This window comes from Tamlana crocina (genome assembly GCF_012037625.1).
Window position 1 is genome coordinate 142,112 of sequence record NZ_JAAVJS010000005.1, and the last position, 23,965, is coordinate 166,076.

A 23,965-nucleotide genomic window follows, 5' to 3' on the forward strand; every position below is an offset into this window, starting at 1 on the left:
TGGAATATTAAATTAAGTTTAAATGGTTGACATACACCTGTTGAAATTTGTATTTTAAGCACTATATTTAATGACAAACTAACACGCATCGTATGAAAATAAAAAAAGTTTTAGTGGCCAACCGCGGCGAAATTGCTATCAGAATTTTTAGAGCCTGCACCGAAATCAACATAAAAACCGTGGGCATTTACACCTACGAAGACCGTTATTCTCTGCATCGTTACAAAGCCGACGAGTCCTATCAAATAGGTGAAGATAACGAGCCGCTAAAACCTTATTTGGATATTAATGCGATTATAAAAATTGCCATTGAAAATAGTGTTGATGCCATTCATCCGGGCTACGGATTTCTTTCTGAAAATGCAAAATTCGCACAAGCCTGTGAAGACAACGGTATTGTTTTTGTCGGCCCGAAAGTATCCGTTTTAAAAGCTTTGGGCGATAAAATTACAGCCAAAGAAGTAGCTATTTCCAATAACATTCCCATTATAAAAAGCAACGAAAAAGATTTGGTTGATGTTGATACGGCCATTGCTGAAGCAAAAAAAATAGGCTACCCCATTATGCTGAAAGCGGCTTCTGGTGGCGGCGGACGCGGCATGCGTGTGATTAGGAATGTTGACGAATTGAAAAAGGCGTACACCGAAAGTAAACGAGAAGCCCTAAATGCTTTTGGCGACGACACCGTTTTTCTCGAAAAATTTGTTGAAAATCCAAAGCATATTGAAATACAGATTGTAGCCGATAGCCATGGTAATACCGTTCATCTTTTTGAACGCGATTGCTCGGTACAACGTCGCTACCAAAAAGTGATTGAATTTGCGCCATCATACGGTTTAAAAGAAGAAACCAAACAGGCCCTTTACGACTACGCCATTAAAATTTGTACCGCTGTTGATTACAACAATATTGGTACCGTGGAGTTTTTGGTGGATGACGACGATTCCATCTATTTTATTGAGGTGAACCCTCGAATTCAAGTGGAGCACACGGTAACCGAGGTGATTACCAATATCGATTTGGTAAAAACCCAACTCTTTATCGCTGGCGGGTATAAATTGAGCGATGAGCAAATAAAAATCGCCAACCAAGAATCTTTAAAAATAAACGGTTATGCGCTACAATGCCGTGTAACCACTGAAGACCCTCAAAACGATTTTAAACCCAATTACGGAACGGTTTTAGCCTACCGCAGCGCATCGGGTTTCGGAATTCGACTTGATGCCGGAAGCATTTACCAAGGCGCCAAAATTTCGCCGTTTTTCGATTCTATGTTGGTAAAGGTTACGGCTCATGGCCGAACTTTAGACGGTGCCAGCAGAAAAATACGCCGGGCACTGGCCGAATTTAGAATCCGTGGTGTTAAAACCAACATGCCTTTCCTCGATAACATTTTAAAGCACAACACCTTTAGGCAAGGTCAGGTTACGGTTAATTTCATCAAGCAAAACCCCGATTTATTCCAATTTAAAGCCCCAAGAAACCGTGCAACAAAATTAATCACTTATTTAGGCGATATTATTGTGAATGGCAATCCGGATGTTAAAAAAGTGGATCCGAACAAGACTTTTGTAAAGCCCAAAGCGCCCAAGTTTGACACCTATTCTGATTATCCCGAAGGCACAAAAAACCTTTTGACCAAATTAGGTCCTGACAAGTTTTCCGAGTGGTTAAAAAATGAAAAGAAAGTCCATTTTACCGATACCACGATGCGCGATGCCCACCAAAGTTTGTTGGCTACCCGCATGCGAACTTTCGATATGCTAAAGGTAGCCGAAGGCTATGCCAAAAACCATCCCGACATTTTCAGTATGGAAGTTTGGGGCGGTGCCACCTTCGATGTGTGCTTGCGTTTTCTTCAAGAAAACCCTTGGGAACGCTTACGCTTATTACGAAAAGCCATGCCCAATTTGCTACTTCAAATGCTTATTCGTGGTTCTAACGGTGTCGGTTACAAAGCCTATCCCGATAATTTGATTGGTGAGTTTGTGGAACATTCTTGGGAAAATGGCGTTGATGTATTCCGCATTTTCGACTCCTTAAACTGGATGAAATCGCTCGCCCCCTGTATAGAACACGTTCGTACCCGCACGCAAGGTTTGGCCGAAGGCTCTATTTGTTACACCAACGATATTTTAAATCCCGACAACAAAAAGTACGATTTAAAATATTACGTGAGTCTAGCCAAAGACCTCGAAAATGCTGGCGCCCACATTTTAGGCGTGAAAGATATGGCCGGTTTATTGAAACCTTATGCTGCTTTTGAACTCATTTCGGCACTAAAATCGGAATTGAATATCCCCGTGCATCTGCATACCCACGATACCTCATCCATTCAATCAGCTACCTATTTAAAGGCTATTGAGGCTGGTGTTGACGTGGTTGATGTGGCCTTGGGCGGTCTCTCGGGCTTAACCTCGCAGCCCAATTTCAATTCGGTAGTGGAAATGTTGAAATTCCAGGAGCGTGCTAGTGATATTAACATCGATTCTTTAAATGAATATTCCAATTATTGGGAAACGGTTAGGGAATATTATTATCCTTTTGAATCGGGCTTAAAAGCGGGATCGGGTGAAGTATTTAAGCATGAAATTCCCGGCGGACAGTACTCCAATTTAAAACCACAGGCCAGAGCACTTGGTTTGGAGGATCGTTTCCATGAAATCACCCAAATGTATAGTGACGTTAATCAATTGTTCGGAGACATTGTTAAAGTAACGCCCAGCTCGAAAGTGGTTGGCGATATGGCGCAATATTTAGTAAGCAACAACTTGACTATTCAAGATGTTTTGGAAAAAGGCGAAAGCCTGTCATTTCCACAGTCGGTGGTCGATTTCTTCAAAGGCGATTTAGGTCAGCCTGTTGGCGGCTTTCCAAAAGATTTACAAAAAATCATTTTAAAAGACCAAAAGCCGTATTCTGACAGACCCAACGAGCACATGCCACCGTTGGATTTGAAAAAGGAATATGAAGATTTCAAAAAAATATTCGAACAGGATTTAAGTAGAAATATTGATTATACCGATTTTCTATCCTATCAATTATATCCAAAAGTATTTACCGACGCCTACAACAAGCATTTGAAATATGATAATTTAATGAACCTGCCCACCAAGAATTTCTTTTACGGCATGGAAATAGGCGAAGAAATTATTGTTGAAGTAGATCGTGGGAAACGCTTACTCATTACATTAGAATCTGTTGGGCAACCCAACAGCGACGGAATGGTTACCGTGTATTTTAAACTGAACGGACAAGGCAGAAGTGTTGAAATTAAAGACCAATCGGTTAAAGTGGACAAAGTAGAACACGTTAAAATCGATAAGGCGGACAGCAATGAAATTGGCGCTCCGCTACAGGGCATGCTTTCCACTATTTTAGTGAAACGTGGTGAAAAGGTAGCCAAAAATCAACCATTATTTATTATCGAAGCCATGAAAATGGAAACCACCATTACGGCTAACGCCGATGCCACAGTTAAAAAATTAGTTTTAAAACCCGGTATTATGGTGAATGCTGATGATTTAGTTATGGTTTTGGAATGACAAATTAGTTGTTAGTTCACAAAACTTCAAATATTTTGTTTATAAGCTTGTCGTACATTTTTTGGGAATTGGGATTTGAGCAATTTGCCAGAATTGAGACAACCACATTAGTTTCTGGATATACATAAAAAACACCATAACCCCCTAATGCATTTCCTATATGCCCAAAATAAGGACGGCCAGAAGAATCATTGCTCACTTGAAAACCAACACCATAATAGGTAGAAGTTAATGCTTTGTTGATTTTTATTTTTTGTGCAGTTGTAAATTCTTTTAGGCGGTTGGGACTAACCGATAACATTTTTAACAAGGCATTTCCAAAAGCATTAATATCTTGACTTGTTGACAAAAACCCTCCAGAGGCCAACTTAAAATAGTTGTTCACCTTTTCAACTGGCTTAAATCTTCTTCTGCCTTTCTTTTGGTAAAAAACAGCTTTTCCTCTTAAATTTTGGTTCTTATCAGCAAAGGTTTGTTCCATCCTAAAAGGCAATAACACCTCTGTCTTTACAAAATCTTCAAAAGCAACATTAGCTTGCTCAATTATGGCCAGTGAAATTAAATTCCAGTTATAGCTGGAGTAAATGAAATTTGTACCTGGTTTAAACCCAAGCGAACTATTTTGAAAAAAGGATATCCCTTCCTTTATACTAAGGGGCTTATTACTTTTAAATTCATTTCCCTTATAGCTTCTAATTCCAGACGTGTGCGTACCCAACTGTTTAACGGTGATATCATATTGTTTTTTGGGAAAATAGGGCACATACTTATATATTGAACTATCTAGGGCTATTAAGCCTTTTTCTACTCCCCTCAGTAAAGCAATTGCTGCTATAGGCTTTGAAATACTGCCAATTCTAAAAACAGTATGTTCTGAACTAATGGGTATTTTTTTTTTAATGTCTGCAAAACCAACACCTTTAGACCATACCACTTGTTGATTTTTAGAAACCGTTATTGCCATTCCAGGCACCTTTCGTTTGCGCACCATGCTTTCTAAAACACGTTCTGCTTTTTTAAACCTATTTAATGATTGACTTTGCGCAACAGATTTACCTGGAAACAAGCAAATGGCACAAAATGTAGTTATAACCAAAAAAAACGCTTTTATCATATCTAAAAATACTGGCCAACACCAAAAACAAAACCTCTACTGGCATTTTTACTTATACCATAGCCATAATCTATTCTAAAAATAGCATTATAAATTTTCTTGTGCATAAATCTGACCCCAAGGCCGGGGTAAAACTTTACGTTATCTGAGTTTGCAAAATCATCAAAATCACCGCCAGGATTCCTCCAAGATCCAGCATCGATAAAAACGTTACTCTGCAATACAAACCAGTTTTTTTGAATAATTGTATGCCTTAGCTCGGTATTTAATACAACGGCTCCCGTTCCTCTATCAATGGTATTGCCAACACCCCTAATATTCAAATTGTTATCTACAGAAAAGGGAGCAAAAGGGGTTTCGTCGTTTGAAGAAAGCCCTATACGAACCCTTGTTGCCCAATTTCCTTTTTCTCCCAGTCTCTTAAAATAGAAAAAATCGTTCCAGCCAATAAAAAAATCAGGCAGCATATCGTTGGTAGAGGTCACGTATTGCACATTTAACTGGTTTCTTATTCCAGAAACGTATTGATAGAAATAATCTAATTTATTGTAATCAAAAATACCTTTAGCCAACCATTTGTGCACATTTAACTCTGGCCTATTATTGATATTTTCACCTTTAAACCTGTAATCTTCCACAAAATAGTTCAGCCCAAGTTCCAACTTGTTTTCCACATTTATTTGATACAACCCCATGATTTCCATGGACTTATTTCGGTATTTATAATTAACGCCTTTATCATCAAAAAAAACGGGCTCTTGTGTTGTTAAATCCTGAAAATTTAGAGCCATTCCTAACTGGTTTGAAAACAAATAAGGCGCCCTAAAGTTGATAGCATAAGAGCTATAGATATCCTTTTGATAGAATCCTCCTACCATGATGTTCCGGCCAAACATGTTAAATTCATACAACCCTAAACGATAGGCAAACTCATCATCATTTGTAGTATAAACATTTACCGAAGGAATAAGAGTAATATTCTCAACAATATCATAAATTACTGTATACATATTGTCTTTGGTAGCTAAAACTTGGTAAGACGCGTTAGATATTGAAGGCAAACGCTTTAACAGAAGCATATCTTGGTTTAACTGTAAAGTATCTAATTTATCGCCAACCTTTAGAATGCTTATTTTTTTTATAAATGATGTTTTTAATCTTTTATTGCCCTGTATTTTAACATCATGTATATTCTGTGCCTGAAAAGTGACACTCAAAAGTAAAAATATAAAAGCTAAATATTTTTTCATTATTTCGCTTCAAATGTTTTTTCAACCACCCAATTAACCCAATTATCTTTACTTACATCCATTAAAGTAAAATTATATGTATTGCCGATTATTAAGTTGGGCGGTGTATTACGGGTGACATTGAGAATTACATTGCTTGTGTTATAATACTGAAATGTGTTTTCATGAGTATAAGTGCCAGACAGCAAATTATTTTCATCATCTGTTACCACTTGGAAATAAATAGCGTTATCGCCAACAGGGTTATCAACCCAGTAAAAAAATGGCATGGTTGATTGCGATTGTTCTATTGTAACAGCACCATTCCAAAGTGTAGGTTTTGATAATTGTTTTGAACGAATAGGGTTTGAAATTTTAATGTCCCCATCAAGCTCAAAAGTTACAATTATCCATTTTTCATGTTGCGCATTATGTGTAAACCTACCTAAATAACCATTAAACACAGGAACAATAGGATGTTTTACTTCAAAGTAACTCCCATAATCATTTTTATCAAAATTAGAATTTTCAGTTTCATAATATTTAATGTTTGTTGCTCCTGGTTCAGGATAAAAAAAGGCAAATATGTCTCCCGTTGTTTTATCACTGGCAGCACATGCTATAACGCCTCCTACTTCAATATTTTTGTCTTTTATGTACTGGGCCAAAGTGTTTTCAGTATTTACATCTTCATTTGAACAAGCACCAAACACAATCAATATAATGCAAAACCATAAACTATTTAAACGCTTCATAGTAGCTTTTTATAATCTTTTCAACAGGTTTGTTTTGTGGTGTAAACATATGGTTTTGTTCACCTCCAACCTGTTCATGATTTATAAACCATTTCCAAACAAAACCTCCAGCAAACCAATCTTGATGCCAAAAGGTTTCAAAAAGTGCTTTTGTGGTATTTACTTGTGCCTCCAAATTAACTCCCTGCATACTTCGTTCACTTTTCCAAGGTTCTTTCCCTGAGAAATCTACACTTCGGTAACCAAACTCTGTAAACAACACTGGTTTATTAAATGCCTTTTGCTTTGCTTTAATTTCTGGCAAATGGTTTTTCCAACCTTCCATAGCATCTTCAAAAGTTGGCGTTTTAACATCGCTTACCGGGAAATAAGCATCAATACCTATAAAATCTAACTCGCCCCAAAACGGTGTGCGTTTAAACTCATCCCAATTGGCTGCATAGGTTAATTTTCCTTTGTAAACCGTTTTTATTTTTTTTATAAGCTGAAACCAAAAGTTAGGCCTGTTTTTTATAAATGTTTCTAATTCTGTTCCAATACAAAAAATATCGGCATTTACCTCTTCGGCTAAAGCGGCGTATTCTAAAATAAATTTTGAATATGATGTTTCAAAAGCCTTCCAATTTTCTTCCGAAGTCATTTTAATAAACCCCGTAAACTCACCATGCCAAACCCAAATTTGAGGTTTTATCATTATTTTTATATGATGTTTTTGTAGTGTTTCAACATATTGTTTTACACCTTTTGCGGTTTCACCAAACCATTGCTTATTGGTGTTATAAGTTAACGTTGTACTGTTTAAACTTTTTACAAAGCCAAAAGGCATTACAGCCGCATAATTAGCATTTAGTTTTACAACCGGACTAACATGTTTTTCATTCACAGCATTTCTAGAAGCTACAAAACTAACACCATTTATTTTTTCAACTTGTGCTGTGCAAGATTGTAGCAACAGCAATAAAATTAGGAGCTTATATGTTTTCATTTTAAAAATATACAGCTCCTAAATTACTATTAATTAATCCCTAAAACAAGGCTCTCAAACCTATATTAAACGTTTGCCCTAACCCAGAGCTTTTACCTCTTACAAAGTTGGTGTAAAGTGCTTCTATATTTAAAACATTGGTTAATTGGTATTTTGCACCACCACCAACGGCTGTAAAATCTTGAGAGAAATCATTACCTAAATCTAGCAACTGCGAGTGTTGTGCCAATGCTAAAACTGTAAATTTATTACTAGGAAAATAACTTAAAAATACACCCGGTGTTAAACGTAAACTGTTGTTTGCAAAACTACCTTCTAAAGAGGTTGAAAAATCTGGAGTGTATACATCTTCTTTTCCAAAGTTAAACTCTGTGTTTAATTCTGAAAAAATTTGCCAATCGCCACTTCCAAAGGTATAATCATAAAAGAATCTATTTTGAAAAATGAATCCTTTTTGGTCAAAAAACACACCATCTTCAGTTTCATTACCTACTAAAGGAATATGTAATGCTGTTTGAATAGTGAAGTTTGACACATTTTTTAACGGATTAAATTTTATTGCCGGCGCAATAGATGTTAAACCAGAACGAGCGGTTCCACGTTCACCATCAAATTTAAAAACATCAAGTGCACTTCTATCACCCACTACATTTGAACGAAACTCTAAAATAACACCTACGTTAAGTTTACTATTTTTTGAAACGCCTGTAAATGCATCTAAAGTTGAAGTAAAATAGGTTTCTCTGCTAAGGTTTTTGGTAACATCACCATTTTCATCGGCGGCTTTGGTTTGGGTGTATAAATTATTAAACCACTTAATATCCCATTGTCCCTTTTTTAAAAGTTTTGATGGTGTGTAAGTTTGTATAACACTACCTTTATTTTCTTGGTTTTCTTCTTGTGAAAAAGCAGTAAATGCTAAAGCCACAAATACTATGGTTATTAGTTTTTTCATGTGTATGTATAATTATTTTTTTTGATTATTGTTTATTAAGTTGCCAGTTATACTCAAAGTATTTTATTTTGAAATTAGCTGGTATTTTTTCGGTTCTGTACTTATTTATAAAGTCTATTTCAGTAGTGCCATTCATAGTAAAATCTTCTTTGTACCACTCCATTATTTGTGATACCTCTACACGTTTCTTTTTAATATTCACCATTAAAAAATCACCATTCAAAGCTTTTTTTGTTTGCGTATCCATTAGTTTATTTAACGTAGAAGGTAAATACGCTTCACTAATTAATGGCGGGCAACCAATGGCACCACAAACTAATACAAAATGAAAACGAGCATCATTAAATTGGGCACGTAATAATTTGTGCTCAATATCATTTAGCGTTATATTTTTTCCGCCAATATTGTGTTTAACTTTATCAAAAAAACCAGCATTTGCTAAAGGTGAATTGGTTGGATAATTTTCAATTATACCTTTTATTACTGAAAGGTTGTAAGCGTTAATCCAAAATGCTTGATAGTTTTTTGCGTCGGTTTTATCTACAGCTATACCCTCTGCTAAATTCAACAAGTTGTAAAGGGCTTCAGGGTTATCATGTATTTTCTTGTAAGCAACCAAACCATTAGATACGTTAGCTTTCAAAAAAGCATCGGCCTTGTTAAAAAAAGCATCTAAGTCTTGGCCGTTTACCGAAAAGGCCATAAAGAAAACAGCCAATATTAAAGTATATTTTTTCATAATAAATTATTTTTTTACTTGAACTAAGTCTGCATCTTGATGAGAAACTTTCAAAAAAAAATATTTTTTCAACATCCCGTTATTTGGCAATCCTTACAAAAAAGCATCAATTTATATCTATTCTAAATTAAACCCTCAACAATTAAGTTATTATCTTTAGTTTCGACTCAACTCTCATAATTAAAAAAAAATGGAGCACATTGTTATCATAGGAAATGGTATTTCGGGCGTTACGGCTGCACGGCATATTAGAAAACTTTCTGATACTGAAATAACCATTATCTCTGCCGAAACAGATTATTTTTTCTCTCGTACAGCACTCATGTACGTGTATATGGGGCACATGAAGTTTGAGCACACGCAACCCTATGAAAATTGGTTTTGGAAAAAAAACAACATCGAGCTTAAAAAAGCCTATGTTAAAACGGTTGAAACCTCAACTAAAACCTTGCATTTTTCTGAAGGCGACACTTTAAAATACGATAAACTGATTATCGCCACAGGCAGTAAACCCAACAAATTTGGCTGGCCGGGGCAAGACTTAAAAGGGGTTATGGGGCTCTACCATAAACAGGACTTGAAAAGTTTAGAGCACTACGCCCCTAATAACAAAGTGTGCAAACGTGCCGTTATTGTTGGCGGCGGATTGATTGGCATCGAACTTGCCGAAATGTTGAGTTCGCGAAAGATTCCCGTTACGTTTTTGGTACGTGAGTCTAGTTTTTGGAATGGTGTGTTACCCAACGGAGAAAGCCAAATGATTAACCGGCACATAAAAAATCACCATATCGATTTACGGTTAAGCACCAATTTAAAGGAAATTAAAGCAGACGAAAACGGAAAGGTAAAATCGGTTATCATCGAAGAAACCGGTGAAGAAATCGCTTGCGATGTGGTAGGTTTAACAGCGGGAGTATCACCAAATATCGACTTTTTAAAATCGACTGAAATAGAAACAGGCAAGGGCGTAAAAGTGAATCGATACTTGGAAACTAATATCGAAGATGTTTATGCTATTGGCGATTGTGCCGAACAACGTGAAGCTATTGGTAACCGCCGCCCTATTGAAGCAGTATGGTACACCGGCCGCATGATGGGGGAAACCTTGGCACAAACCATTTGCGGCAACCGCATGCCTTATAACCCTGGGCACTGGTTCAACTCAGCCAAGTTTTTTGATATTGAATACCAAACTTACGGCTGGGTACACGGCAGTAAAGGCAGGCCAGATTACGAAGCTCATTTCCATTGGAAACATGACGATGACACCAAATGCATCACCGTTGCCTACAACAAAAACACCAATGCATTTTTAGGTATAAATACTTTCGGTATCCGAATGCGACACGAAACATTCAACAAATGGCTCAACGAAAAGCGCGATGTTGATTTTGTTATTAAACATTTAGCGGAAGCTAATTTTGACCCCGAGTTTTACAAACGATACGAAAAAGCCATTTTATTGGCTTACAATAACAGCTCACTAACAGCAACCACTTTTTAAAACAGAACTGCAATGGCTTTAACCAAACCCGAAATAAATCATCTATCAACAAAACAAAAGCTTGCTGTTTTTACTGGCTCCATTGGGCTGTTTATTTTAGCATTGACTCTGTTTGGCATGAATATCCCCTATAAAAGTTTACTTTTAGCGCTATCGTTAGGGCTTATTTCAATTGGCACTATTATTTTTTCAAACAACCTGTATTTATCAAAATCGAAAGGCATAAAAAATGATGCCGTCTGGTTTAAGTCCATCTCTTCGCGTGGTGTATTGGCTTGGGTTTTAGGCATTTTGCTTACCGGGTTTTACATTGTGCTATATTTTTACCCGGAGTATTTGGGCCAAACCGCTTCAGACGAACCCAACAAAGGACTCATTGCCCTATTCGACCCCTTGAGCGAATTACTTAGTGGCCGTCCGGCGAGCCAGTGGTTCGTTTATGGCACGCTTTATACCATAGCCATTTTAATTTTTGGATATAAGTTTCTTTTGAAATACCGCCATAATCGGTACGAACAACTCCGAACCGTTTCGGTGATGTTCTTCCAACTGGCCTTTGCCTTTTTAATACCAGAATTTATGTACGTGATGAATTCTGATTTACCGTACTACGACCTTAAAAATATTTGGCCACTCAACTATTATAATTTTGAACAGTACCGCGTCAACGCGTTTATAAATTCAGGAACTATTGGTTTGACTATGCTTATTTTTGGAGTGGTTTCCATTTTCGTCATTACCCCTATTCTCACTTATAAATATGGCAAACGCTGGTATTGCTCTTGGGTTTGTGGTTGTGGCGGACTAGCCGAAACAGCAGGCGACTCCTTTAGGCAATTAAGCGACAAAAGCCTTTTTGCTTGGAACATTGAACGATGGGTAATACACAGCGTTTTGGTTTTTGTGGTGGTGATGACCACTGCTGTGATTTATACCTATTTGGGCTACGACCCTAAAAAATACTGGCTTACCCGCGATGTTTTTTTGTATTTAGTCGCTGGATTTTTAACCCTAATTTTTGTATTAACCATGATATTTAAACGTCATGAATTAGGTAAAGATGCCAAATACGGCGCCATTGGCTATTTTATAATTATTATCGCTTTAATTGTCATTCACCTATTCAGTTCGCAAACCAAACTGTTTTTATTTAAAGCTGAAACACTGCGCTCTACCTATTCGTTTTTTATCGGAGCTATTTTTTCGGGAGTAATCGGCACGGGATTTTACCCTATTTTTGGCAATCGGGTTTGGTGTCGCTTTGGTTGCCCGATGGCCGCAATTCTCGGTTTTCAGCAACGTATGTTTTCAAAATTCAGGATAACCACCAATGGCGGACAGTGCATTTCTTGCGGAAACTGCTCAACATATTGCGAAATGGGTATTGATGTGCGAGCCTACGCCCAAAAAGGCGAAAACATTGTACGCTCCAGTTGCGTGGGCTGTGGCATTTGCTCGGCGGTTTGTCCGCGTGGCGTTTTAAAACTGGAAAACGACAGTATGAATGGACGCATCAATTCTAATGATATTTTATTAGGCAACGATGTCGATTTGATGGATTTAGTAAACCAAAATAAATATTCCTAATGAAGCAATCCATGATAGTCATTAGTGCTTTTCTGCTTTTAGGAGTTTACGGCCATACGCAAAAAGCATATCAAAGGAATTATGATGCTAACCATAATTTAACATCTGAAGGATGGGTTGAAAACCACCAAAAAGTTAATTACTGGAAATTTTACTATCCTAATGGTAACATTAAAAATCAAGGGCACTTTCTAAACGGAAAAAGGCATGAATTTTGGAAATTCTATACAAAAAAAGGCACTTTGAAAGTAGAAGGGCATTTTTTTAATGGAAAAAAAACTAACTGGTGGTTATTTTACGATGATAAAGGACAAATAAACCACAAATGCCAGTTATATAACAACCAAAAAAATGGATATTGTCTAAAGTACAACAACGAAAAACTTGTTTCAGCTTCAAAATACAAAGCGGGTAAAAAACTTAAAGAATGGACATCTCTTGCATCATTCAAAAAGGAAAACAGCTTAAGTGATTTATTATAGTATCATTACGCTAGTAAACAAACACATGACCACCATTAAACTTAATTCAACTTAAACCGCACATCTTGGGCTTCCAATTCACTAACCAATTCTTGGCACACATTCACTTTTTGTCGCCTGCTGGACATATTCAATTTCATTTTTTCCTTAGTATCATATACCAAAAAATTAAGGGCTTTACTACCAGGATACAAACTGATTAACTCTTTTAAAGACTTCACTTTTTCCTCGCTCAAATCACGAATATCCAATTGAATGGACAGTTTTTTAGCGTATTGTTCCATCACATCGTGCAACAACTGAAAACTATTAAACTGCAGCCTCGGGTCGCTGCGTTTTCCGGTATCTTTGTTCACCCAGCCTTCCCGCACAAAGGTTTTTACGAACACGAAATTATTCAGCATTAAAAAATGACGGAATTTTAAATATTCTTCTCCAAAAATCCGGAACTCGTAACTGTCGGTATAATCTTCAATGGTGAACAATGCCCAACCTTTCCCCTGTTTACTCACACGGTGCTGCACGTCGGTAACCACACCGCCAAAAACCAACTCCCGATTAACGTAAGGCTCTAAATTATGAAACATGCCCACTTTCGCGTTACAAAAGGTTTTCATTTCGAGTTTGAAATCATCGAGCGGATGTCCAGAAATATAAACCCCAACCACCTCGCGCTCTTTGCTGAGTTTTTCCATGGTGCCCCACTCTTCGCATGGCGGCACTTGGGGCTCTTCAATTTGTACTTCACTGGCTTCACCAAACAAACTTACCTGGGCCGAGTTTTCATTTTCTTTATGCTTTTGCGCGTATTTAATGGCTTTTTCCAAAAAGGTAATACCATCGCCGTCGTCATGGAAATACTGTGCCCGGTGTGTATCGCCAAAACTATCGAAACCTCCAGCCAGCGCTAAGTTTTCAAAGGCTTTTTTATTGGCTGCACGCAAATCGATACGTTTGGCCAAATCGAAAATGGATTTATAATGACCATCTTTTCGGTTTTCAACAATCGTCATTACCGCCCCATGGCCAACCCCTTTAATGGCGCCCATACCAAAACGCACGGCCCCATCTTTATTTACCGAAAACTTATAATAACTTTCATTAACATCGGGGCCAAGAACGTCCAACTTCATACGTTTACACTCCTCCATAAAGAAGGTGACCTGTTTGATGTCGTTCATGTTATTGGAAAGCACCGCCGCCATATATTCTGCGGGATAGTGTGCTTTTAAATAAGCTGTTTGGTAGGCAATCCAAGCATAACAAGTAGAGTGCGACTTGTTGAAGGCGTAACTCGCAAAAGCCTCCCAGTCTTTCCAAACTTTTTCCAGAACTTTAGCATCATGGCCGTTGGCACTAGCTTGTTCAATAAATTTGGGTTTCATTTTTGCCAGTACGGCAATCTGTTTTTTACCCATAGCCTTACGCAAAACATCGGCTTCACCTTTAGTAAAATTGGCCAATTTTTGCGACAACAACATCACCTGCTCCTGATATACTGTAATACCATAAGTTTCCTTGAGGTATTCTTCCATGGCGGGCAAATCGTATTCGATTTCTTCATCACCATGCTTTCTGCGAACGAAACTCGGAATGTATTCCATAGGACCCGGACGGTACAGGGCGTTCATCGCGATTAAATCTTCAAAAACTGTAGGCTTTAAATCGCGAAGGTGCTTTTGCATTCCGGGCGATTCGTACTGGAATACCCCAACCGTTTCACCACGTTGGAACAACGCATAAGTTTCTTCATCGTCAAGCGGAAAGGTTTCCGGGTCGAGCTCAATGCCGTGCTTCGCCTTTACAATCTTAACGGTATCTTTAATTAGGGTGAGTGTTTTCAGCCCTAAGAAATCCATCTTTAGAAGTCCGGCTGATTCCACCACCGAGTTATCAAACTGGGTAACATATAAATCGGAATCTTTGGCCACGGAAACCGGCACGAACTTGGTAATATCATCGGGGGTGATGATTACCCCACAGGCGTGGATTCCGGTATTTCGAACGGAACCTTCCAACACTTTAGCAAGATTTACCGTTTCGGCCTGGAGGTCGCTTCCATCGGCAATATTTAACAGCTCGTTGATTTTTTCCAAATCTTCTGCCCGAAACTTTTTGGCCAATTCCTTTTCATCCAAACCAAAAATCTTGTTCAGTTTAGACATGTTAGGGATGAGCTTTGCAATTCTATCGGCATCGAATAATGGCAAATCCAATACACGGGCGGTATCACGAATGGACGATTTTGCCGCCATGGTACCATAAGTAATGATTTGCGCCACCTGATTGGCTCCGTATTTTTCGATTACGTAATCCATCACACGGCTTCGACCTTCATCATCAAAATCGATATCGATATCAGGCATACTCACACGATCCGGATTTAAGAAACGCTCAAAAAGCAGATCGTACATCATCGGGTCGATATTGGTAATCCAGAGGCAGTAGGCTACTACCGAACCGGCTGCCGAACCACGGCCTGGCCCTACAGACACATCCATGTTCCGGGCTTCTCGGATAAAATCTTCCACAATCAAGAAATACCCCGGATATCCCGTATTTTCAATAACGCTAAGTTCGAAATCCAAGCGTTCGGTCACTTCTTGCGAAAGCGGTTCGCCGTAGCGTTTTTTAGCGCCCTCGTAGGTTAGATGCCTTAAATAGGCATTTTCGCCACGCTTGCCCCCATCAACCAAGTCTTCTTCGTGCCTAAATTCTTCAGGGATATTGAAAGCAGGCAATAATACATCGCGTGCCAACACGAAAGGTTCTACTTTATCGACAATTTCCTGAACATTGAAAATCGCTTCAGGAATATCCTGAAACAATTTTTTCATGTCTTCGGAAGACTTAAAATAATACTCCTGATTGGGTAAACCGTATCTGTAACCACGACCACGACCAATGGGTGTAGATTGCTTTTCGCCATCTTTTACGCACAAGAGAATGTCGTGGGCATTGGCATCTTCCTGCCTTTGGTAATAGGTATTGTTGGTGGCTACAAGTTTCACCCCATGTTTTTGGGCCAAACTAACCAGGGTCGGATTAACACGATTTTCGTCCTCTTGGTTGTGGCGCATCAGCTCGACATACAAATCGTCGCCAAATTCTTCTTTCCACCACATCAAGGCTTCTTCGGCCTGCTTTTCTCCAACATTTAATACTTTACTGGGCACCTCACCGTACAAGTTTCCGGTAAGCACCATGATGTCTTCTTTATATTGTTGGATGAGTTTTTTATCAATTCTTGGCACATAATAAAACCCGTCAACAAACGCATGCGACGACAGTTTTGCCAAGTTGTGGTAACCGTTTTTATTCTTGGCCAACAGCACAATTTGGTAACCGTTGTCCTTTCTGGATTTATCTTTGTGGTCTTCGCAAACAAAAAATTCGCAACCTACAATGGGCTTTATTTCTTTGGCCGTAACCGTTTCTCCCGACTCTTGGGCCGCTTCAATCTTTGCTTTAACCCCTTTGTTGTAGTTGCTTACCGCATTCACAAAGTGGAAGGCTCCCATCATATTCGCATGATCGGTCAAGGCCACGGCCGGCATATTATGTTCGGCAGCGGCACTCACTAAATCGCCAACACTCATGGTAGATTGCAATACCGAAAACTGCGAGTGGTTATGGAGATGTGCAAACTCGACTTCAGCAAGATCAGAACGGTTTTGTTTTATTTCTTCAGAAGAAATCTGCGTTCCTTCTGCCTTTTTTAATCGCTCGCGGATTTTAGCACTTTCCTTTTTAAGGTTGATGTGCTTAAGCCCGATGAGTTGAATTTCAGAAGGATTAGCTTCCTTGAAATTTTCGAAATAATCGGGTTCAACGTCCAGCTCTTCCTTGGTGTATTCCTCTAAACGGATCAATTCCAAAAAACAGCGGGTTGTGGCTTCCACATCGGCGGTGGCGTTGTGCGCTTCAGCAAATGGCTGGTTGAACAAATGTTCGTGCAACTCTGTCAACGTAGGTAATTTAAACTTGCCGCCACGACCACCGGGAATTTGGCACAACTGCGCCGTGTGCTCGGTACAGGTATCTAACACCGGTAATTCCTGCAATGGGTTTTCTATATTTTCGCGCACGAACTCGGCACCCATAATATTTAAATCGAACTTTACGTTTTGTCCCACCACAAATTTGGTTTTGTGCAAAGCCGCATTGAACTTTTCTAAAACCTCTACCAAATCCACACCCTGTTCTTCGGCCAATTCAGTGGAAATACCGTGAACTTTTTCGGCATCGTACGGAATGTTAAACCCATCGGGCTTTACCAAAAAATCCTGACTTTCGATGCAATTTCCCATCGCATCGTGCAATTGCCAAGCGATTTGTATACAGCGGGGCCAGTTATCTACATCGGTTATTGGGGCATCCCAACGTTTTGGTAATCCGGTAGTTTCGGTATCGAAAATTAAATACATGCGCTATGTTTTCAGATTGACTATTTGGGGTTCGTTTGCAAAAAACGAAGTGTATAAAAGTACGTAGAATTTATATTTCTGCACTCAGGAAAACCCAAAGAGTTGTAAACAAAAAACGCCCACATTGTTTAAAACAATGCAGACGCTCAAACTAACCAACCAAATTTATATTAGGAGACTAACTCCTCGTGTACTTTTTCTGTATTTATTGCTGCCTGAATAGCATTTCTTTGTTTAAATAACATTTGGTCGATGCTAGGTGGCAAGTTTCTGTCTTTAAGAACTTCGTTGTATTCTTCAAGGCTGGCTTCCTCACCGCGTATGGCTTCTTCTAAAATGGCCTCTTCGTCATTCGATTTAAATAACGATTTTAAGCTCATCCAATTACGGTGCACTGCGCCTTTAAAACTACCTGAGTCTTTTGGATCTTCGCCATACCTTAAAATTTCAGTTCTCAACTCTTTGGCAAATTCGCTCCGTTCGGTAGCCCGACGCTTAAAGAAAATTTTCAACGTTGAACTTTCCACATTATCGGCAGCATTGAGATAGCCTTTCTCGGCATCATAATTTTTTTCTAATAATTCGTTTAATTTGTTTGAAATCTCTTCTGTAAACTTCATAATATCCTGTTCATTTTTAAATTTCAATAAATTCTTTTTAGATGCGTATTGTTTCACATCTATCCCGAAGATACAAAGCATACACGGCCATGTCAAGGGCATTTAACAAAGTTTAGCATCGTAGCGTAGATTTTAACACACTAGGCGGATTTTTAACAACTGAAGCAAAGATGCTTTAACATTTACTTAAAAACCCTATTTTTGAAAAAACACCTGTTATGCAAACCACTTTTTCTCTTGCTTTTACTTTTTTATGGTCTATCGTTTTTTATGCTCAAAACATCCCACTGTACGTTGGCACATTCACCAATGAAGACGCCCAAGGCATTTACCAGTATCAATTCAATACGGCAACTGGGGAGATTTCCAATGAAATTTTAGCCATTGAAATAGAAAACCCAAATTTTTTAACCTATTCGCCCGACAGGAAGTTTATGTATTCGGTAAACCGTTCGAAAGACAAGTCTAAACCCGATTATGTTGCAGCTTACAAAATTAACAGCGACGGAACATTTACTTTAATCAATACCCAAGACAGCCATGGGGCGGCGCCTTGCCACATTGCCATGAACGCAGCAGGCACAAAAATTGTGGTTTCCAATTACAACGGCGGAACGGTATCGCTTTACAATGTAAATGATGATGGCAGCTTAAGTCAGGCCTCCCAAGTTTTTGACCATAATACTGAAAATGAAAAATCGCATGCTCACTCCGCGCAGTTTTTTAACGATGAATTATTCGTTGCCGATTTAGGGAGAAACGCTGTATATCAATATCAACTAAAAAATAAAGAGTACAAACTGGCAAAGCCTAAAATTGTGGAGATGTTGGGCAACCCCGGGCCTCGGCATTTTTCAATAAGCAAAAACGGAAAGTTTATTTACATTATTAATGAATACGGCAGCTCGATAACTACTGCAAAACGCACAAAAGATGGGTTCAAGGAAGTAGATTTCGACACCACGTTAAGCGATGATTACAAAGGCAAAAACTCATGTGCCGATATTCACCCTTCACCAGATGAACGCTTTTTATACGGCTCTAACCGAGGAGAAAACTCAATTGCTGTTTTTAGAAGGAATAACCGAAACGGAAAAATCAAAAAAATACAGAATATAAGTGTTGAGGGCGACTGGCCAAGGAATTTCACCCTCGACCCCAACGGAAACTTTTTATTGGTCGCCAACCGAAGAAGCAATAATATTTCCGTTTTCAAAATTGATAAAAACACTGGATTACTAACTTTTTTACACGACACCAAATCACCAACACCGGTACATCTATTGTTTTAATTTTCAGAAGTCTTGGCTTTTAATTTCATTTTAAAAATATCATGGTTTATTAAAAAAATAGCGTATCTTTGCGCCCTCATTAATAACCGAGGTCGAGAACCTCAAATAATTAATTATTATGCCAGTAAAAATTAGATTACAACGTCACGGTAAAAAAGGAAAACCTTACTACTGGATCGTAGCCGCAGATTCGCGTGCAAAAAGAGATGGTAAATACCTAGAAAAATTAGGCGCTTACAATCCTAACACTAACCCAGCAACTGTTGAACTAGATGTTGACGGTGCTGTAAAATGGTTGCAAAATGGTGCGCAACCAACCGATACCGCTAAGAATTTATTGTCTTACAAAGGGGCTTTATTAAAGAACCATTTGGCCGGCGGTGTTAAAAAAGGCGCTTTAACCGAAGAGCAAGCTGAAGAAAAATTCAACGCTTGGTTAGAGGAGAAAAACGCTAAAGTCCAAGCTAAAGCTGAAGGTTTATCTGAAGCTGAAGCAAAAGCTAAAGCTGAGGCACTAGCTGCTGAAAAAGCGGTTAATGAAGCTAGAATAGCTGCACAAGCTCCAGTTGTTGAAGAAGAAGCCGCTGAAGAGGAAGCTCCTGCTGCCGAAGCTGAAGCAACAAATGAAGAAGAATAAAAATTTATTTTTTATACTTTTAAACTCCGATGGGCAACCGTCGGAGTTTTTTATGCAAAAAGGTTTCTTTTCTGCATCATGCTGAACTCGTTTCAGCATCTCAAAACAAAAAAAATACAATAAGAACCTGAACCAACACTTCGACTCCGCTCAGTGTGACAGTTCGGGTTGACAAAAAAATGTCATGAAAAAAGAAGACTGCTTCTACTTAGGTAAAATTGTAAAAAAATATAGTTTTAAAGGCGAAGTATTGGCCAAGCTCGATACCGACCAACCTGAACTTTATGAAAACCTCGATGCTATTTTTTTGGAGTTGAGAAATAATTTAGTGCCTTTTTTTGTGGAACGGTCGCAATTGCACAAATCAGAATTGCTTCGGTTAAAGTTTGAAGAAGTAGATACCGAGGCCGATGCTGACAGCATCATGAAAAGCAACCTGTTTCTTCCGCTGGAACTACTCCCTAAATTAGAGGGCAACAAATTTTATTTCCATGAGGTTATCAATTTCACCATTGAAGATGTCAACTATGGCAAAGTTGGCATTATAAAAGCCATTAACGACTCTACCGCACAGGCACTTTTTGAAATTGACAGAAATGGCACAGAAATACTCATACCAATGAACGACGAATTTATCGTAAAGGTAGATCGCAAAACCAAAACCATTCTTGTAGAAACTCCAGAGGGCTTAATAGACCTCTACCTTCAGTAGGAATTCATTTTCATTATAAAAAAACCCGAGGACCATCTTTTAAGACAGCCCTCGGATTTTTTATTTATTAGTTTCAGCGTTCTAAGCAATCAACCGATCTCCAATTTGAATGGAATGTAAACTGCGCTCTAAAGTATCGCGTTGTTTTTTCAATAGTTGCGTAATGCCTTCTGAGTGTTTTATTTTATCTAGAATAGTGTTGTATTTTTCTAAGCTCCAAGTTTTAATGCGGCACACTTCATTAAAAAGCACATTCTCATCCTTATTTGAAACACCCTTTTTAAACTTACCCCAAAGCTTGGCCAAGCCATTTTTTTCTTGATCTGAATATTCGGGCTTACCGCCTTTTTGGATAATTTCGGCTCCTAAAAATCTACAAAACTCATTTCTTTCGAAGGCCATGGCCCTAAAAAAATGTTTTAATTCTTCGCTTTCAACCTGTTTTAAGGCGTCCAAATACATTTTTTCGGCCTCATAATTAATAGCTAAAAGTTCATTTAATTGAGCAATAGTTGGATTTGATTTCTTCATTGTTCTGGGGTTTTAAAGAGTTAGTACAATAAATTCAAATAAAGTTTAGCTTAGTAAGTTAATTAATAACTCGCAATAATTCAACGTTTTATGAGTTTATTTTATGTTTTCTTTAACACTTACACCTTTTAAGAACGGTAAAACCCGCAAGAATTACAACAATTAAAATCAAGCATCTTGAACAATTAAGTGCTCTAAACGCTTAATGGCATTCATGTTCGATTGTACCGTATCACGCTGCTCTGACAACAATTTACACAGAGACAAAGGCAAGTTCAATTCGCTTAACAAAGCATTATATTTATTAATGGTTATTTCCTTTATCCGGCATACCTCCTGCACAATCAAGCTGTGATCTTTCATAAAAATCAAGTTCCTGAAATTCATGGAGACTTTATAAGATTCATTGGTTACGCTTTTTGGAAGTTTAGCATCGCCAAGTAGTTTTTCCAATTCTAGGCATAATTGTTCGTTATATCTTCTGCGTTCTTCCTTTCTGTCGTTAAAAAACATCTTTAGCGATTCGCCCGGCACAGTTTTAAACGCCTCATCATAAATATTTTCAAGCTCTTGGTTGGTTACCAACAAATCATTTAATTTCTTTAATATTTTTTCTTTGTTCCTCATTATCTTTATTCCCTGAATCATCCTTGTGCGCTTAAAATTATATACGTGTCTAAGCTAAAAATTAGTCGACAAAAAACTTATTTTTTAACACGGTTTTATAAAATTTAATACACTTTAACGGTTATTTTAAACCAGAAACAACCACAATATTAATGCCAAAATCCACTTTCAACTTTAAACAATTTAGCGTAGACCAAGACCGATGTGCCATGAAAATTGGCACTGACGGTGTACTGCTCGGGGCTTGGACCTCTATAAAACATAATCCGTTTTCAATTTTAGATATTGGCACTGGCACGGGAGTTTTATCACTGATGCTGGCTCAACGGAGCCATGCTGAAGTTATCGACGCCTTAGAAATTGATGCCGATGCTTACGAACAGTGTGTTGATAATTTTGAACAATCGCCATGGGGAGACCGCTTATTTTGCTATCACGCTTCACTCGAAGAATTTACCGAAGAAATTGATGACCAGTACGATTTGATTGTTTGCAATCCGCCGTTTTATTCCGAAGACTACAAAGCGGAAAATCAACAACGCTCAACGGCCCGTTTTCAGGATGCCATGCCCTTTGACCATTTACTGGAAAGTGTTTCTAAATTGCTTTCAGAATCTGGAGTGTTTTCCGTAGTCATTCCTAAAAAAGAAGAAGTCGATTTTATAGAACTAGCTTCAAATTTCAATCTTTTTCCTAATCAGATTTTACATGTGAAAGGCACACCCACTACCGATATAAAACGAAGCTTAATAGAATTTTCGTTTAAACAAACAGAAGAAGAGGTAAACTCAAACCCGGAAATTGAGCAACTAATTATCGAAACTTCAAGGCATCAATACACCGAAGACTACATTAAATTAACCCAAGATTTCTATTTAAAAATGTAGCGTTTAAATTAAGATTAATTAAATTTGAGTGGATTTATTGTTAAATTTTCAAAAATATTAGCACTATCCTAATTATTTTGTTTTAACAGAACTTAAATTTGATCTTGATGAAACCCGATTTATTTCAAGCGCCCGACTATTATAATTTAGACGAACTACTTACCGAAGAGCATAAATTGGTACGCAACGCCACACGCGATTGGGTTAAAAAAGAAGTTTCGCCTATTATTGAGGAATATGCCCAAAAAGCAGAATTTCCCAATCAAATTATAAACGGACTGGCCGAAATTGGCGCCTTTGGACCTTATATTCCAACGGAGTACGGTGGCGCCGGATTAGATCAAATCTCGTACGGACTCATTATGCAAGAAATTGAGCGAGGGGATTCAGGCATTCGCAGCACGGCGTCGGTGCAATCGTCTTTGGTGATGTACCCCATTTGGAAATACGGCACTGAAGTCCAACGCAAAAAATATTTACCCAAATTAGCCAGCGGTGAATGGATGGGGTGTTTTGGGCTTACCGAGCCCGACCATGGCAGCAACCCCGGCGGAATGACCACAAATTTTAAAGATAAAGGTGACCATTATTTACTTAATGGAGCGAAAATGTGGATCAGTAATGCGCCATTTGCACAAGTAGCGGTGGTCTGGGCAAAAGATGAAAGCGGTCGTATTCACGGGCTTTTGGTAGAACGCGGCATGGAAGGCTTCTCTACCCCCGAAACCCACAATAAGTGGTCGTTGCGGGCCAGCGCCACTGGCGAATTGATATTCGACAATGTTAAAGTTCCAAAAGAAAACATTTTATCCAATAAATCGGGGCTTGGCGCGCCATTAGGCTGTTTGGATTCTGCCCGTTACGGCATTGCTTGGGGCGCTATTGGTGCCGCCATGGATTGCTACGACACGGCCCTGCGATACAGTAAAGAACGCACCCAATTCGGAAAACCCATTGGGCAATTTCAACTTCAGCAAAAAAAGTTGGCCGAAATGATTACAGAAATCACCAAAGCCCAATTATTAACTTGGAGGCTCGGTGTGTTGCGCAACGAAAGCAAAGCAACATCGGCACAAATATCTATGGCCAAACGCAACAATGTGGACATGGCTTTGAACATTGCCCGCGAAGCCCGACAAATTTTAGGGGGCATGGGCATAACCGGCGAGTACAGCATTATGCGCCACATGATGAATCTAGAAAGCGTCATTACTTACGAGGGCACTCACGACATCCACTTATTAATTACCGGGTTGGATGTTACAGGGCTCAACGCCTTTAAATAAATCTTTCATTGTCATTCTATTAGGCAAACAATTTCTCAAAAAAAATTGCCA

The 23,965-nt window shown here is 38.5% G+C and carries 19 protein-coding genes; 9 read left to right on the forward strand and 10 right to left on the reverse strand.

The window, feature by feature from the left end; genetic code table 11:
* Positions 1 to 92 precede the first annotated feature (92 nt).
* Positions 93 to 3,545: a pyruvate carboxylase gene (locus HC176_RS05105; RefSeq protein ID WP_167917096.1), complete on the forward strand. Its 3,453-nt coding sequence runs from the start codon at positions 93 to 95 to the stop codon at positions 3,543 to 3,545.
* 16 nt (positions 3,546 to 3,561) lie between these two features.
* On the opposite strand, the gene HC176_RS05110 is transcribed toward HC176_RS05105, so the two are convergent.
* The 6 genes from HC176_RS05110 to HC176_RS05135 are packed head-to-tail and all read right to left on the reverse strand — an operon-like array spanning position 3,562 to position 9,322.
* Positions 3,562 to 4,659, reverse strand: coding sequence for a serine hydrolase domain-containing protein (locus tag HC176_RS05110; RefSeq protein ID WP_167917097.1), 1,098 nt, complete (start codon positions 4,657 to 4,659; stop codon positions 3,562 to 3,564).
* 2 nt (positions 4,660 to 4,661) lie between these two features.
* Positions 4,662 to 5,909 (reverse strand): POTRA domain-containing protein, encoded by a 1,248-nt coding sequence (locus tag HC176_RS05115; protein ID WP_167917098.1) that lies wholly within the window; start codon positions 5,907 to 5,909, stop codon positions 4,662 to 4,664.
* Positions 5,909 to 6,643, reverse strand: coding sequence for a hypothetical protein (locus HC176_RS05120; RefSeq protein ID WP_167917099.1), 735 nt, complete (start codon positions 6,641 to 6,643; stop codon positions 5,909 to 5,911). Before HC176_RS05120 ends, HC176_RS05115 begins: the two co-directional genes overlap by 1 nt.
* Positions 6,627 to 7,628, reverse strand: coding sequence for a glycoside hydrolase family 113 (locus tag HC176_RS05125; protein ID WP_167917100.1), 1,002 nt, complete (start codon positions 7,626 to 7,628; stop codon positions 6,627 to 6,629). Before HC176_RS05125 ends, HC176_RS05120 begins: the two co-directional genes overlap by 17 nt.
* Positions 7,629 to 7,668: 40 nt before the next feature.
* Positions 7,669 to 8,583 carry a hypothetical protein gene (locus tag HC176_RS05130; protein WP_167917101.1) on the reverse strand — a complete coding sequence of 305 codons (915 nt, stop codon included), beginning with the start codon at positions 8,581 to 8,583 and terminating at the stop codon, positions 7,669 to 7,671.
* Positions 8,584 to 8,608: 25 nt separating this feature from the next.
* On the reverse strand, positions 8,609 to 9,322 hold the full coding sequence (locus HC176_RS05135; protein ID WP_167917102.1) for a DUF547 domain-containing protein: 714 nt from the start codon (positions 9,320 to 9,322) through the stop codon (positions 8,609 to 8,611).
* A gap of 190 nt (positions 9,323 to 9,512) precedes the next feature.
* Here HC176_RS05135 and HC176_RS05140 point away from each other — a divergent pair, with 190 nt between their 5' ends.
* From HC176_RS05140 to HC176_RS05150, 3 genes are read left to right on the forward strand one after another with little or no spacing between them, the layout of a single operon-like run.
* Positions 9,513 to 10,826: an NAD(P)/FAD-dependent oxidoreductase gene (locus tag HC176_RS05140; RefSeq protein ID WP_167917103.1), complete on the forward strand. Its 1,314-nt coding sequence runs from the start codon at positions 9,513 to 9,515 to the stop codon at positions 10,824 to 10,826.
* A 12-nt stretch (positions 10,827 to 10,838) separates the two neighbouring features.
* Positions 10,839 to 12,413 (forward strand): 4Fe-4S binding protein, encoded by a 1,575-nt coding sequence (locus HC176_RS05145; RefSeq protein WP_167917104.1) that lies wholly within the window; start codon positions 10,839 to 10,841, stop codon positions 12,411 to 12,413.
* Entirely contained in the window at positions 12,413 to 12,895 is a 483-nt protein-coding gene (locus tag HC176_RS05150) for a toxin-antitoxin system YwqK family antitoxin (RefSeq protein WP_245234840.1), read from the forward strand. The genes HC176_RS05145 and HC176_RS05150 overlap by 1 nt, the downstream gene beginning before the upstream one ends.
* Positions 12,896 to 12,936: 41 nt before the next feature.
* On the opposite strand, the gene dnaE is transcribed toward HC176_RS05150, so the two are convergent.
* Together dnaE and HC176_RS05160 are read right to left on the reverse strand one after the other, a co-directional pair.
* A complete protein-coding gene (gene dnaE / locus HC176_RS05155; protein ID WP_167917105.1) occupies positions 12,937 to 17,322 on the reverse strand; it encodes a DNA polymerase III subunit alpha in 4,386 nt (1,461 codons plus the stop codon).
* A 170-nt stretch (positions 17,323 to 17,492) separates the two neighbouring features.
* A complete protein-coding gene (locus HC176_RS05160; RefSeq protein ID WP_167917160.1) occupies positions 17,493 to 17,942 on the reverse strand; it encodes a ferritin-like domain-containing protein in 450 nt (149 codons plus the stop codon).
* A 218-nt stretch (positions 17,943 to 18,160) separates the two neighbouring features.
* Here HC176_RS05160 and HC176_RS05165 point away from each other — a divergent pair, with 218 nt between their 5' ends.
* From HC176_RS05165 to rimM, 3 genes are all read left to right on the forward strand, one after another.
* Positions 18,161 to 19,234, forward strand: a complete 1,074-nt coding sequence (locus HC176_RS05165; protein WP_167917106.1) for a lactonase family protein — start codon at positions 18,161 to 18,163, stop codon at positions 19,232 to 19,234.
* A gap of 118 nt (positions 19,235 to 19,352) precedes the next feature.
* Positions 19,353 to 19,871, forward strand: a complete 519-nt coding sequence (locus HC176_RS05170) for a 30S ribosomal protein S16 (protein WP_167917107.1) — start codon at positions 19,353 to 19,355, stop codon at positions 19,869 to 19,871.
* Positions 19,872 to 20,055: 184 nt separating this feature from the next.
* Positions 20,056 to 20,583: a ribosome maturation factor RimM gene (gene rimM, locus HC176_RS05175; RefSeq protein ID WP_167917108.1), complete on the forward strand. Its 528-nt coding sequence runs from the start codon at positions 20,056 to 20,058 to the stop codon at positions 20,581 to 20,583.
* Positions 20,584 to 20,664: 81 nt separating this feature from the next.
* Here the strand turns inward: rimM and HC176_RS05180 are convergent, their stop codons facing one another.
* On the reverse strand, positions 20,665 to 21,114 hold the full coding sequence (locus HC176_RS05180) for a PA2169 family four-helix-bundle protein (RefSeq protein ID WP_167917109.1): 450 nt from the start codon (positions 21,112 to 21,114) through the stop codon (positions 20,665 to 20,667).
* Between the two features lie 168 nt (positions 21,115 to 21,282).
* On the reverse strand, positions 21,283 to 21,741 hold the full coding sequence (locus HC176_RS05185) for a DUF2383 domain-containing protein (protein ID WP_167917110.1): 459 nt from the start codon (positions 21,739 to 21,741) through the stop codon (positions 21,283 to 21,285).
* Between the two features lie 152 nt (positions 21,742 to 21,893).
* Between HC176_RS05185 and HC176_RS05190 the strand changes: the two genes are divergently transcribed.
* Positions 21,894 to 22,628: a tRNA1(Val) (adenine(37)-N6)-methyltransferase gene (locus HC176_RS05190; protein WP_167917111.1), complete on the forward strand. Its 735-nt coding sequence runs from the start codon at positions 21,894 to 21,896 to the stop codon at positions 22,626 to 22,628.
* Positions 22,629 to 22,735: 107 nt separating this feature from the next.
* Positions 22,736 to 23,914, forward strand: coding sequence for an acyl-CoA dehydrogenase family protein (locus HC176_RS05195; RefSeq protein ID WP_167917112.1), 1,179 nt, complete (start codon positions 22,736 to 22,738; stop codon positions 23,912 to 23,914).
* The last annotated feature ends 51 nt before the right edge of the window (positions 23,915 to 23,965 follow it).

Bases quoted from the DNA above. Each gene is read 5' to 3' on its own strand.
- HC176_RS05135 (WP_167917102.1), bottom strand. From the start codon at position 9,322: ATGAAAAAATATACTTTAATATTGGCTGTTTTCTTTATGGCCTTTTCG.
- rimM (WP_167917108.1), top strand. From the start codon at position 20,056: ATGAAAAAAGAAGACTGCTTCTACTTAGGTAAAATTGTAAAAAAATAT.
- HC176_RS05195 (WP_167917112.1), top strand. From the start codon at position 22,736: ATGAAACCCGATTTATTTCAAGCGCCCGACTATTATAATTTAGACGAA.
- HC176_RS05170 (WP_167917107.1), top strand. From the start codon at position 19,353: ATGCCAGTAAAAATTAGATTACAACGTCACGGTAAAAAAGGAAAACCT.
- HC176_RS05185 (WP_167917110.1), bottom strand. From the start codon at position 21,741: ATGAGGAACAAAGAAAAAATATTAAAGAAATTAAATGATTTGTTGGTA.
- HC176_RS05190 (WP_167917111.1), top strand. From the start codon at position 21,894: ATGCCAAAATCCACTTTCAACTTTAAACAATTTAGCGTAGACCAAGAC.
- HC176_RS05120 (WP_167917099.1), bottom strand. From the start codon at position 6,643: ATGAAGCGTTTAAATAGTTTATGGTTTTGCATTATATTGATTGTGTTT.
- HC176_RS05115 (WP_167917098.1), bottom strand. From the start codon at position 5,909: ATGAAAAAATATTTAGCTTTTATATTTTTACTTTTGAGTGTCACTTTT.
- dnaE (WP_167917105.1), bottom strand. From the start codon at position 17,322: ATGTATTTAATTTTCGATACCGAAACTACCGGATTACCAAAACGTTGG.
- HC176_RS05150 (WP_245234840.1), top strand. From the start codon at position 12,413: ATGAAGCAATCCATGATAGTCATTAGTGCTTTTCTGCTTTTAGGAGTT.
- HC176_RS05180 (WP_167917109.1), bottom strand. From the start codon at position 21,114: ATGAAGAAATCAAATCCAACTATTGCTCAATTAAATGAACTTTTAGCT.
- HC176_RS05105 (WP_167917096.1), top strand. From the start codon at position 93: ATGAAAATAAAAAAAGTTTTAGTGGCCAACCGCGGCGAAATTGCTATC.
- HC176_RS05145 (WP_167917104.1), top strand. From the start codon at position 10,839: ATGGCTTTAACCAAACCCGAAATAAATCATCTATCAACAAAACAAAAG.
- HC176_RS05165 (WP_167917106.1), top strand. From the start codon at position 18,161: ATGCAAACCACTTTTTCTCTTGCTTTTACTTTTTTATGGTCTATCGTT.
- HC176_RS05130 (WP_167917101.1), bottom strand. From the start codon at position 8,583: ATGAAAAAACTAATAACCATAGTATTTGTGGCTTTAGCATTTACTGCT.
- HC176_RS05110 (WP_167917097.1), bottom strand. From the start codon at position 4,659: ATGATAAAAGCGTTTTTTTTGGTTATAACTACATTTTGTGCCATTTGC.
- HC176_RS05125 (WP_167917100.1), bottom strand. From the start codon at position 7,628: ATGAAAACATATAAGCTCCTAATTTTATTGCTGTTGCTACAATCTTGC.
- HC176_RS05140 (WP_167917103.1), top strand. From the start codon at position 9,513: ATGGAGCACATTGTTATCATAGGAAATGGTATTTCGGGCGTTACGGCT.
- HC176_RS05160 (WP_167917160.1), bottom strand. From the start codon at position 17,942: ATGAAGTTTACAGAAGAGATTTCAAACAAATTAAACGAATTATTAGAA.